Source organism: Lutibacter sp. (assembly GCF_013041805.1).
Lineage (GTDB): Bacteria > Bacteroidota > Bacteroidia > Flavobacteriales > Flavobacteriaceae > Lutibacter.
Genome location: NZ_JABDRI010000085.1, coordinates 1 through 12,549 on the forward strand (window position 1 = coordinate 1; position 12,549 = coordinate 12,549).

A 12,549-nucleotide genomic window follows, 5' to 3' on the forward strand; every position below is an offset into this window, starting at 1 on the left:
ATGCTGAGATGGTTATAACATCCTCATTTCATGGTACAGCCTTATCAATACTCATGGAAAAAGAATTTTATTCTGCAATACTGCCAACAAGAGGGAGCCGAATAACAAATATATTAAATAAAGCAGGTTTAGAAGATCGTATAATAATAGATGATAATTTGAATTTAAATAAGACGATTAACTATGATGTTGTAAACTCAAAAGTGGATAAAATAAGGACGAATTCTATAAATTATTTAGAAGATGTTTTTAAGTTATTAAATAAAAATTCAAAATAATTTTTTTGATTTGATTGATATAGAATTTAAAGAACAAGCATAATTGACAATAGATACCAATAAACGTATAGCAAAAAATACGGTCATGCTTTATTTTCGCATGATTCTGATAATACTTGTAACACTCTATACATCTAGAGTGATTTTGAATGCTTTAGGAATAGAAGATTATGGATTGCATAATGTAGTTGGAGGGATGGTATTAATGATGTCATTTCTAAATAATGCTATGGCAACTAGCACGCAACGTTTTCTTAATTTTGAAATGGGACGGGGTGATATTCAAAAGTTAAATAGGGTGTTTAGCATGAGTGTAAATATTCATTTGATAATTGCTATAGTAGTGTTTTTATTGCTTGAAACCTTAGGCCTATGGTTTGTTAATTCACAATTGAATATCCCTCCTCATAGAATGGAGGCTGTGATATGGGTGTTTCATTTTTCTGCAGCATCATTATTAATTACAATTGCTGCAGTGCCTTACCATGCAAGTATTATAGCGCACGAAAAGATGACAGTTTTTGCATATATTGGAATTGCTGAAGCCTTGTTAAAGTTATTGGTTGCATTTTTGATTACTAGAATTGAAGGTGATTCTTTAAAAGTGTATGCTTTATTACTATTTGGAGTTACAGGTATTGTGCAAATCATGTATTATTTATATTCACGAATAAATTTTAAAGAGAGTAATTATTTTTTCTATTGGGATACTAAACTATTTAAAACTTTAGCAAGTTTCGCTGGTTGGAGTTTATTCGGTAGTTTTTCTGTTGTTATGAAAAATCAAGGAGTGAATGTATTGTTAAATATTTTCTTTGGCCCTACAGTTAATGCTGCAAAAGGAATTTCAGCACAGATAAATGGAGCATTATCATCTTTTGTTCAAAATTTTCAGACTGCGCTAAAGCCTCAAATGATAAAATCTTATGCAGCCGGTGATATCCGTTATCATTTGCAACTTGCTTTTAGTGGTGCAAAGTACTCCTACTTTCTACTATTATTTTTATCCTTACCTATTTTGCTCGAAATGGAAACGATTTTAGTGTTTTGGTTAAAAAATGTTCCAGAATTCACTACGATATTTGCACGTTTGGTAGTTATTAGTGCATTGGTTGATGCACTATCAGTTACTCTTGTCGCATCCATACAGGCAACGGGTAAAGTGAAAAATTATCAAATTATGATTGGTTCTTTGTTTTTAGTAATTTTGCCTTTCTCCTACTTGTTTTTTAAGCTAGGTTTCTCACCTCAATCAACTTATTATGTAGCACTTGTAATATTTTCAATAATATTGGTTGCAAGACTTTTTTTAGTAAAAAAACAAATTGATTTTGCAATAAGTGATTTTTTGAAATTTGTGTTTTTTAAAGCTCTAATTGTAACTATTTGTTCTATTTTTCTTCCGTTTTTGGTTATTTATTATTTTGAGCCAGGTTTTTTACGATTTTTTATTGTAGTAATTGCATCTTTGGTATCAACATTATTTTTTACCTATTTTTTTGGAACAGAAATAGAAGAAAAACAAAAAGTAAAATTAATCTTTCATAATAAAATAAAAAATATCATTAAATAATATTTATGAATTTAAAAAGTAAAATACCAGTATCATTGAAATATTTTTTGAAAGCAATACCAACTTTCTCATATGATTTTTATCGATTTTATAAATATTCAGGATTAAATAGTACAAAGAAGGAAAGTTCACTGGTTGCCTTAATAATCCATGATTATCATGTGATTGAAAAAGGTTTAACAATGCCTGAAACACAATTAGGATTTGGAAAAGCTAAAATGTTCATTTTAATAAGTAGTTGTAAAGATTATATTAAACGTTTTGGATATAATCATGAGCAAGTAAAACATGCTGTAAAAGTAATTCTTGAGTATAAAAACTTACATGATAAATTAGGTTTCAAACTGGATGAAGAATTAATAAATGAATTACAATCCTTAAAAAATATTGCAAATGAAACCTCTCCATCCGTACAAATTAGTATTACCAAGAGTGATTATTTTAGTCATACATCTAGTTCTTTTTTAGAGTTCTCTAATTCGAGAAAAAGCGTAAGAAATTATTCAGAAAAGAATTTATCTATTGATAAAATAATTAATGCAGTTGCCCTTGCCCGAAATACACCTTCTGCTTGTAATAGACAGCCATCAAAAGTATATGTGTATACTAACAAAGATAAAATTAAAGAAATTCTTGATGTTCAAGGTGGTAATAGAGGGTTTGGCCATTTAACCAATAAACTTATTGTAATAGCTGCAGATCAAAGTGTTTTTTTTGGTATTAATGAAAGGTATCAAACTTATGTGGATGGTGGTATGTTTGCTATGAATCTTCTTTATGCACTGCATCATGAAAAGATATTAGGTTGTATACTTAATTGCAGTCATACAGATAAAAAAGATAAGCAAATGCGAGAAGTATGTCCTATAAATAAATCGGAGGTTTATATTGCTATGATAGCCTGTGGTGAAGCGCCAGAACAATTTAAGATTGCTCAATCTTACAGAAATTCCTTGGAAAAATATGTAAAAGTATTTTAACAAGTATAGTTTAATATTTTTCAATAAATATGGAGTAATATCAGAAAATATTTAATGTGTAACACAATTAAAGTTACTAGTATTTTGAGTTTATTTTGATAAACGATGACTTAATCAATTAAATTATTGAATATGGTTAAAATTTTTGATAACGGATGAAATCAAAATTTTAAGTTTACTTCATTCAGTAGAATAATAAACAAAAAATAAAAATGACTTCCCACTCTTTTTAATACTTTTATTGAAGTTTCGAGTAAGTTGTCAACAAAGGATAAGCAATACTTTAAGAATTATTATAATAGCTTTATTATTTTAATTCTTTTGAACATAACATATAAAAAATATAATTTAATTTGATAAAACATATGGTAAATTTGACTTTTGGTAGATAAAGAAATCTTATAATAAATTATGGTAGAAAATTTAAATAAAAAAATACTATTTATAATAAATGGCTTAGGTTATGGAGGTGCAGAAACACATTTGCTAAGGCTAAGTAATGCTTTATTGTTAAAAGGTTGGAATGTTAGTTTACTTACCCTTACAGATAATTTATCGTTGGAAGATGAATTAGATAGTAGCATTAAACATTATAAGATTAACTTAAATAAGAAGTTTAAATTAATAAACAATTTAAGAGCAGTTATAAAAATTGTTAAGTTAGAACAACCAACTATTATTCATTCTCATTTATTTCAATCAAATGTATTAAGCAGATTTATTAAATTTTTTAATTCGAAAATAAAAATTGTTAATACAACACATTGCGTATATGACAATGAAAATATTTTAGGTTTGTCACCGTATGTTATTTATAAATTAACAAAGAATTGGGTTAATTTTCATACTGCGGTATCTAAAGAATCCCTTCATTATTTAATAGAAAAAAAATCTATTAAAAATAAGAAAAGTTTGCATATTGTAAATGGTCTAATTGTAGAAGCTTACAAAAAGACAAAAATAGTACAACCAAATAAAGTTTTTAGATGGTTATCGATAGGGCGATTAATACCCGTTAAAAATTACAAATCTCTAATAATTGCGTGTAAAAATCTTATAAATAAATCAAATAAATTCCAATTAGATATAGCAGGAGAAGGTTTTGAAAAAAGTATGTTAGAAGAATTAATAAAAGAAAATAAATTAGAAAAGTATGTTAGGCTTATAGGTATTTCAGATAACGTTCCTAAATTACTTTCAAATTATAATGCTTTTGTAATATCTTCTAATTCTGAAGGTTTGCCAATGGTATTGTTAGAAGCAATGGCTTCAAGTTTACCAGTTGTTTCTACAAATGTTGGTGAGATAAGTAGTATTTTAAAGGCTTCAAAAGGAGGATATGTAGTGGAACCAAAAAATACTATTGAATTATCTCAAATAATGTACAATGTAATGAAATTAAATAATGAAGAATTGAAGGTTTTGGGTAAAAATAATTTAACCTATGTAAAGGAAAAATTTGATATAAACACTATTGTAAATAATTGGATTAAAATATACAATATGTAGCTTGTATGTGCGGAATTAATGGATTGTTCTACAAAGAACTAATAGAGGAAAAAGAGGTGAAAAAAAGCCTTACTAAAATGAATAATTTAATTATTCATAGAGGGCCTGATGATGATGGAATATATATTGAAAAAGATAAAAGCTATTCATTAGGAATGGGAATGCGCAGGTTAGCTGTAATTGATTTAAATACTGGTAAACAACCCATATATAATGATGATAATAGTATTGTAATTGTTTTTAATGGAGAAATTTATAATTACAAAACATTAAAAATTGCATTAGAGAATGAAGGCGTTGTTTTTAAAACAGCATCTGATACTGAAGTTATAATTCGTTTATATGAAAAATATGGGGTTTCAGCATTTGGAAAGCTAGATGGTATGTTTGCCTTTAGTATTTATGATAAGAATATAGATAAATTATTTATTGCGAGAGACTTTTTTGGTGAAAAGCCTTTGTATTATACTAAAACCAAAGAAAAGTTTTATTGGGCCTCTGAATTAAAATCAATTATTAAAATTTTACCTTTAAGGCCTAATATCTCTAAAGAAGCTTTATCTCTTTATTTTCAATTAACATATATCCCAGCTCCCTATTCTATTTATCAAAATATTTTTAAGTTAGAAGCGAATAATTATTTAGAAGTAGATTGTATTAATTTTAAAATTAAAATTAATACAATTGAACAACAATTTAATTCGAAGTATCATAACGTATCATTTGAGAAAGCGAAGGAAGTAACACATAATTTAGTTTATAATAGTGTAAAGTCTAGGGCAGTTTCTGATGTTCCAATAGGAACATTCTTATCTGGAGGTGTAGATTCCTCAATTGTTTCGTTATGTTTATCTCAACAAACATCTAATCCAATAAGTACATTTTCTATTGGTTTTGATAAAAAATCTTTTGATGAAACTGATAAGTCAAGGGTAGTTGCAAAGCAATTAGGGAGTAACCATCATGAATTCAACATAACAATTAACGATTTGAAAAATGAAATTGATGATGTGTTGCTAAATTTTGATGAACCTTTTGCAGATTCATCTTCATTACCTACGTACATGGTATCTAAATTAACCCAACAAACTGTAAAAGTTGCCTTAACAGGAGATGGTGGCGATGAGGTTTTTGGAGGGTATAATAAATACTATATGGGTAAATTAAATAAAAAATATACATATATCGTTCCTGAAAAAGCGCACAACTTATTTATTAATACCTCTAAAAATATCTTACGGGTTAAAGATGATAATAGAGGATTACGATTTAAATTAAATAGGTTACTCAAAGCCATTAACTATGATAATGACTTTTATTATAATATTATATCTTTAGGCTTTCAAAATAACGAGTTAACTAATTTATTTAAAGAAAATAATTTTGTTAAAGAAGCCTTAGATTATTTTAAAGATGAGGATGTAATAAATAAGTTAAATGATTTTAGGGAATTAGATAAAAAACTATCTCTTGAAGGCGATTTACTAGTAAAAGTAGATAGGGCAAGTATGTTAGCTTCAATAGAATGTAGAGCACCTTTCTTAAATAAAGAATTATGGAGTTTTACAAACCAATTACCTGAAAGTTTTTTGATAAATGGTTGGAATAAAAAATACATATTAAAAGAAGCCTTTAAGCAATATTTCCCTAAAAGCTTCTTAGATAAATCCAAGAAAGGATTTGAAATTCCAGTTGGGGATTGGTTAAGAAAGCCATTAAAAAAGGAGGTTTTATCTTATATTGAGCCAATGTTTTTAAAAAAACAAAATATTTTTAATATTAATTATGTTCAAAAACTTGTGTTAAACCATGTTGAAGGAAGAGAAGATAATACGTTTAGAGTATGGACATTCTACTGTTTTCAAAAATGGTATTTAACTATTTTTTTGAATAAATAATAAAACAATTGAAAAATAAAATAACACATATTTTAATCATTGCTTTTATTCTAAGATTATTACTGCTATTAATTAATAATTATGTGACGATACTGCCACAAGGTGATGGTGACGCAATTGTTATGGAGCGTAATGCATTTAGATTTGCAAATTCAAATGATTTAAATTTCAGTTTAATTTTTAGTCAAGGTCACTATTTTTTATCCTATTTAGGGTCTTTATTATATGCTATCATAGGAAGAGAACCATTTATTTTTGGCTTAATAATGGTTATTTTGGGTACTTTGGTTGTAAAGAAAATATATGTTGCCAGTTTATTGTTATGGAATAATAATAAATTGGCAATTAAAGTTGCTTGGTTTGCCGCACTATTTCCTCAATTTTGTTTGCATTCAGCTTTAATTTTAAGAGAAACCCCGATAAATTTATTTTTAATTTTGGCAACTATTTCCTTTATTAAATATTGGAAACATGCAAATATTAAACAGTTAGTATGGTTTGTATTTTACATAATTGTGGCAACATTATTTCATTCAGGTGTTATTTTTATATTTTTAGGATTCTTACTATTTTCAATTATTGGAAAAAAACAAAACCAACGGGGAAAGAATAAATACTTACGTAAATTTTTAGTGCCTGTTATTATAGTGGGTAGTATAATAATTGTTAATTATTGGGGGCTTGGATTAAATAAATTTGGAGGGTCATTTGAGAATATTTCAGATCAATTTAATAAAATGGAAAATTTTAGATCTATGGGCAATTCTTCATACCCAAGCTGGATGAGAATTACTGGAGGAATTAGTGATTTATGGAAAATTCCTATAAGGTATTTTGCCTTTTTATTTTCACCTCTTATTCCATTTTTGGTAAAAACTCCAACACATTTAATTGGCCTAATAGATGGGTTTCTATATTTATTACTTTTCTATAGAATGAATAAAAATAGGAGAATTATAAATTTCAACTCAGCAGCTAAAGCTATTTTAATTATGAGTTTATTTTTGACATTGGTTTTTTCTTTAGGAGTAACAAATGTTGGAACAGCAATACGACACAGGGCTAAAATTGCACCAATGTTTCTAATTTTATTCTTGCCAAAAAATAGCACTTTTAATAATAACCCAAATTATCATTTATAAATACACATATGAAAATTGTCTTTTCTTCTAACATTTCTTGGAGTATTTATAATTTCAGAACGCCTTTATTAAAGGCATTACAAAAGAACGGTCATGAAATATATACTGTAGCATTTAAGGATGAATATGCTCATAAATTAGTTAATGAAGGGTTTCATTTTGAGGCAATTAATTTGAATAATAACGCTACCAATCCTTTAGAAGATTTAAAAACTATTTATAATTATTATAAAATTTATAAAAAGATAAATCCTGAAATTATTTGTCATAATGCTATAAAACCAAATATATATGGTACAATTGCCGCGAGTATGTTAGGGATTCCTACGATAAATAATATATCAGGCTTAGGGACACTTTTTATAAAAAAAAGTTTTTCAACTAAGATTGCAAAATGGCTATATAGATATTCTCAAAAGAAAGCAACAAAAGTTTTTTTTCAAAATAATGCTGACCTAGAATTATTTGTGAAAAATAACCTTGTTGATAAAGTGAAATGTCAAGTTATCCCAGGTTCAGGAGTAAATACAGTTAAGTTCAAACCAAAAGAAAATAGGAATGGAACGGATAATTTTCAATTTTTATTTGTAGGTCGGTTATTATATGATAAAGGTATTCGTGAATATATAGATGCAGTAAGAATGTTAAAGGCTAAATACCCCAAAACTAACTTCGCCATTTTAGGTCCACTATATAAAAACAACGCAACTGCTATTTCAGAAGAAACATTAAATAGTTGGATTAGTGAAGACATTATTGATTATCTAGGGCAATCAGATGCTGTTCAAGAAGTATTAAATAATGCGCAATGTGTAGTTCTCCCATCATACCGAGAAGGTTTATCTAAAGTTTTAATAGAGGCATCAAGTATGAGCATTCCAATTGTTACAACCAATGTGCCTGGCTGTAGAGATGTTGTTTTAAATGATGAAACAGGTTTTTTATGTAAAGTGAAAAACGGTGAAGACTTAGCTAATAAAATGGAAAAAATGTTATTACTACCTGATGAAGAGCGAAAAATAATGGGAATGAAGGCAAGAGAAAGAGCAATTGCGATTTTTGATGAAAAAATAATTATTAAACATTATATTGAAGCGATTAATGCAATTGTTTAATATACGTATGTAAGTTATAATATTTTGATTAATAGCACAATAACAATATTTTTAATAAATAGTTTAGTAATAATTTTATTACTCTTATATGTTGTTTATGAGTTGTATAAATTTTTAAGAACAATAAAGCAAACAAGTCTAAAAACGTACATTTTAATTTTTAGTATCGTACATTTTTCCATTTCTTTAATTTTTGCTTTTTTCTTTGATAAATTTAATACAACTGATCCTGTTAAATTTTATGTTAATGCTTTAGAAGAAAATAACTGGTTTAATTTATTTTATATAGGAAATTCATTTATGTCCTTTTTGATATTTCCATTTGTTAAATTAGGAATTAGTTTTAAAGTCCTATTCCTATTATTTTCAGTAATAAGTTTTAAAGGGTTCTTAGAATACTTTAAAATAATCGGAACGGAGCACCTTGAACAAAATACGAGCTATATATTATTGTTTCTTTTGTTGCCATCTATTCACCTTTGGGCAGGTTTTTTAGGGAAGGAGCCTATACTGTTTTTATCAATGATCGTGTTATTAAAAAAAATAAAATATAGTAAGTATGATTGGGGTTTTCTTGGTTTGGGTTTGCTCATTTTTATGATAAGACCTCATTTGTTTTTTGTGCTTGTATTTTCATTAGTTCTATCAATTATTACTAATAAAAACATTCCTAAAATTACTAAAAGGATACTTGTTTTTGGGTCTATAATTACAAGCATAGTATTTATCCCTATTTTTTTAAGGTTTTTCTTAAGATTGGAAGATATAAGTTTTAATTCCATGCTGGGATACCTTGATGATTTTTTGATTTTAACTCAAAATTTAGGTAATGCATCGATTAGTATTTCTGATACAACAATTTTTACGAGAATATTTTTCTTAATTTTTATGCCGTTACCTTTGTTATATAATATTAATAATGAAATTCAATTGATTGCCTCAATGGAGAATATCTTATTTTTAATAATTTTTATAATAGCACTTATAAATTATTTAAAAAATGGAAGTAAATTTAAGGCACTAGTCATAGATCAAAAGTTTACATTGATTGCTAGCATCACTTTAATTGTATTTTTTGGTTCTTATTTATACAATTTAGGAATGGGAAATAGAATGCGAATTATGTTTTTACCGTATTTATTTTATTTTTTTATTAATACAATCAACTTGAAAAATATAAAATCTAAACAAGTTAAAATTTAATGGAATATATAATTATTTCAATTTTTTTTGTAGTTGCAATTCTTATGTACAATAAGCTTGCAGAAACATATAATATTGTTGACAATCCAAATTTTAGAAGTTCACATACGATACCAACCATAAGAGGCGGTGGTATTTTATTTTATATAGCAGTTGTGTTGTTTTTTATACTATCCAATTTTCAATACCCTTATTTTTTTGCAGGTATTAGTAGTATTGCTTTAGTAAGTTTTATAGATGATTTAAAAACATTATCAGCTAAAGTGCGTTTGCCATTTCAATTTTTAGCAGTCAGTTTAGTTCTCTATCAAGTAGGTGTATTTAATCTACCAATTTTAGTTGTTGGATTTATAGTTATTATAGGGGTTGGATTTATTAATTTGTATAATTTTATGGATGGCATAAATGGTATCACTGGTCTCTATAGTTTGGCAGTACTACTTGGTTTTTTAGGGATTAACTATTTTGAAACTATTGTACCAGTAAATTTGATAGGCTATACATTGGTAGCAATTCTTGTTTTTGGTTTTTATAATTTTAGAGGAAAAGCGCGTTTATTCGCAGGTGATATTGGGAGTATTTCTTTAGCAGTACTAATTCTTTTTTTAGGTGTAAGTTTTATCATCCAACTAAAAGCCCCAATACTATTGTTAATGGTGTCGGTTTATGGAATAGATAGTGGTTTAACAATTTTATATAGAATCTATTTAAAGGAAAATATTACACAAGGGCATCGACATCATATCTATCAAAAATTAGTGGATGTGTACCAATGGAGTCATTTAAAGGTAGCTATTTCATATGCATTAGTGCAATTAGGAGTATCAAGCTTGGTTATTGTATTATATAAAACTTCCTTACAAACTCAATATATTTTAATAGGTAGTATTGCAGTAACCTTTACTATTGGCTATGTACTGTTATTTTTAGCTATAGAAAATAAGAAGAAAACTTTAGGCTACTAGCTTGCTAAATAACGTCATTTCGATACGCAATAATACCGAAGTAACTTCATAGAAAGAAACAAATTTCCTCAGTTTTTTCAAAACTTCACAATGGAAGCCTAAATTACTATTGTTAATTTCTAAATAGAACAAATGTTAACATATAGGGGTTAGCAATTTTTTTATCAACATTTCATGTTATTTATATCAAAAAAGGCAAAATTGCTTTTAAAAAACGACTCAAAAAAGGATTTATGTACTATTTTTACACCGTTAAATGAACGATTAGCGGGAACTTTTCGGGATTTTCTTACAACAGATAACTCAGTAATGGCGGTCCTAACCAACAATTATTGAGTTTTTTTTGCTCTTTTTTAAACTATTTTCAAGCAATACGCCCTTTTTTTAGCATTAAATTTTAATAAAAGTACCTTTTTTAAAAAGTACTGCTGTAATTTTAAAAAGTACTTGTAGTTTTATAGAAAAGCACAAGTGGAATTTTAAAAAGCACTAGTGAAATGCACCGGAAGTTCAAGTGGAATTTTAAAAAGTTCAAGAGCTTTTTTTAGCAAAAAAGCATAAAAAAACCCAAACTGCGGGAACAGTTTGGGAATTTTCTTACTGATATAACTCAGTAATGGCGGTCCTAACTAACAATTTTATATTTGGTAATCTCAAGCATATCTCTCAATTTAACGCCTGGTCTAAAATTAAGATGCGCTTTTTTTACAGAAGCTGAACTTACATCGCTAGCGAGTACTTCTCCGTTAGAAGAAACACCCACCTGCATATTGCCTAGGTCTCCTAGTTGCACAATTTTGCCTTGTTTAAGTTCATCCATAATGTTATGCTCTAGAGCTCGTAGCACTGCATAACAGTCAGATTCGCGAACTGTACATTGGTTAGACACCAAATATGCTAATCGCTCAAAGTCAATAGTCCCTTGAGAAATTGCTGTTGCATAATACTTCTTTTCCGCTGTTAGATCGCGCGGATTCGATTTTAAAATAGGCTTAATTCCTACCATTTTTCTTTATAATTTAATGTATAACACTCACTATAGGCAGTTATACGACTCCTTAAAAAAACGTTTTAATACACCTTTACTAAGTAAAGTAAAACAACCACGTATGTTCGGTTATTTTGTGCTGTAACTATCGCAAGTTATGGCAGTGTTTTTGTTAAAATTATGTCATCATACCTCCTTTCCACGTCCATTTAGGGACGTGCTTAAATTTTAATGTTAAAAATGTTGGTAGGCTTAGAGAAGTGTTGTAATTTTGATATCAGAAAGATAAACAACGCTTCTTTAAGCGTACCCTTTTTTAAAAGTTCTAAAGTTGCCGCTTTGGAACTTTTTCGTTTTTATATGAACTAAATTAATAAGATAAGGTTCATACAAAATGACTGATGTAAAACTAAGTATTATTTAAGTACTTAGAAAAGCTACTTTTTAACATTTAATGCCGTTTTATTAACATTTTTAAAGCACTATACTATAGATGTTTAATAATAACAATATGCTTCAAGGCCTTGTGAATATTGACTTTTTTTTAAAATTATATATTGATATTTATAAAATATTAGATCGTCATTTTTTTTAAAACTTATGCTGAATTATTGGGTTTTTTAGTTGTGAGGATTAAATCAAAATTCGACATCCCGTTTTGGTTTATGTTTTAAATTTCAACCTACTAGTTACAGCATCTTAAAGCTTGTTCTTTTATCCAGTCCTCATTTTTTAGTCCTAAATTTTCTGTTTATTTATCACTACTCAGTTAAATAACTTTTTCATAACTTAGGTTCTTTTACTTCTAAAAACTAAAAAAATGACTAAATTTGTTCTAATCCTTGAAGACCCCATGAATGAAGAATAAAATATGGCTTTCCTCTCCACATATGGGAGG

The 12,549-nt window shown here is 27.5% G+C and carries 9 protein-coding genes and 1 pseudogene; 9 read left to right on the plus strand and 1 reads right to left on the minus strand.

Annotated elements, in window-relative coordinates:
• The 9 genes and pseudogenes from HKP59_RS10610 to HKP59_RS10650 all read left to right on the plus strand — a co-directional run.
• Positions 1 to 278: pseudogene (locus HKP59_RS10610) on the plus strand (hypothetical protein); the annotation flags it as partial.
• Positions 279 to 378: 100 nt separating this feature from the next.
• Positions 379 to 1,851, plus strand: coding sequence for a lipopolysaccharide biosynthesis protein (locus tag HKP59_RS10615; RefSeq protein ID WP_291806621.1), 1,473 nt, complete (start codon positions 379 to 381; stop codon positions 1,849 to 1,851).
• A gap of 5 nt (positions 1,852 to 1,856) precedes the next feature.
• A complete protein-coding gene (locus tag HKP59_RS10620; protein WP_291806623.1) occupies positions 1,857 to 2,831 on the plus strand; it encodes a nitroreductase family protein in 975 nt (324 codons plus the stop codon).
• A gap of 411 nt (positions 2,832 to 3,242) precedes the next feature.
• Positions 3,243 to 4,340 (plus strand): glycosyltransferase, encoded by a 1,098-nt coding sequence (locus tag HKP59_RS10625; RefSeq protein ID WP_291806626.1) that lies wholly within the window; start codon positions 3,243 to 3,245, stop codon positions 4,338 to 4,340.
• Positions 4,341 to 4,345: 5 nt separating this feature from the next.
• Positions 4,346 to 6,238, plus strand: coding sequence for an asparagine synthase (glutamine-hydrolyzing) (gene asnB / locus HKP59_RS10630; protein WP_291806627.1), 1,893 nt, complete (start codon positions 4,346 to 4,348; stop codon positions 6,236 to 6,238).
• An 8-nt stretch (positions 6,239 to 6,246) separates the two neighbouring features.
• Entirely contained in the window at positions 6,247 to 7,380 is a 1,134-nt protein-coding gene (locus HKP59_RS10635; protein WP_291806629.1) for a hypothetical protein, read from the plus strand.
• An 8-nt stretch (positions 7,381 to 7,388) separates the two neighbouring features.
• The gene (locus tag HKP59_RS10640; protein ID WP_291806632.1) at positions 7,389 to 8,495 is read left to right on the plus strand and encodes a glycosyltransferase family 4 protein; all 1,107 of its coding nucleotides are present in this window, start codon (positions 7,389 to 7,391) and stop codon (positions 8,493 to 8,495) included.
• 528 nt (positions 8,496 to 9,023) lie between these two features.
• The gene (locus HKP59_RS10645) at positions 9,024 to 9,698 is read left to right on the plus strand and encodes a hypothetical protein (RefSeq protein WP_291806635.1); all 675 of its coding nucleotides are present in this window, start codon (positions 9,024 to 9,026) and stop codon (positions 9,696 to 9,698) included.
• Positions 9,698 to 10,663: a glycosyltransferase family 4 protein gene (locus HKP59_RS10650; RefSeq protein WP_291806638.1), complete on the plus strand. Its 966-nt coding sequence runs from the start codon at positions 9,698 to 9,700 to the stop codon at positions 10,661 to 10,663. The genes HKP59_RS10645 and HKP59_RS10650 overlap by 1 nt, the downstream gene beginning before the upstream one ends.
• Before the next feature lie 625 nt (positions 10,664 to 11,288).
• Here HKP59_RS10650 and HKP59_RS10655 read toward each other — a convergent pair.
• Entirely contained in the window at positions 11,289 to 11,669 is a 381-nt protein-coding gene (locus HKP59_RS10655) for a DNA-binding protein (RefSeq protein WP_291806641.1), read from the minus strand.
• Between the last annotated feature and the right edge of the window lie 880 nt (positions 11,670 to 12,549).

What these genes read in the sequence shown, in the direction of transcription:
- HKP59_RS10615 (WP_291806621.1), top strand. Translation starts at nt 379, where the DNA reads ATGATTCTGATAATACTTGTAACACTCTATACATCTAGAGTGATTTTG.
- HKP59_RS10655 (WP_291806641.1), bottom strand. Translation starts at nt 11,669, where the DNA reads ATGGTAGGAATTAAGCCTATTTTAAAATCGAATCCGCGCGATCTAACA.
- HKP59_RS10620 (WP_291806623.1), top strand. Translation starts at nt 1,857, where the DNA reads ATGAATTTAAAAAGTAAAATACCAGTATCATTGAAATATTTTTTGAAA.
- asnB (WP_291806627.1), top strand. Translation starts at nt 4,346, where the DNA reads ATGTGCGGAATTAATGGATTGTTCTACAAAGAACTAATAGAGGAAAAA.
- HKP59_RS10650 (WP_291806638.1), top strand. Translation starts at nt 9,698, where the DNA reads ATGGAATATATAATTATTTCAATTTTTTTTGTAGTTGCAATTCTTATG.
- HKP59_RS10640 (WP_291806632.1), top strand. Translation starts at nt 7,389, where the DNA reads ATGAAAATTGTCTTTTCTTCTAACATTTCTTGGAGTATTTATAATTTC.
- HKP59_RS10625 (WP_291806626.1), top strand. Translation starts at nt 3,243, where the DNA reads ATGGTAGAAAATTTAAATAAAAAAATACTATTTATAATAAATGGCTTA.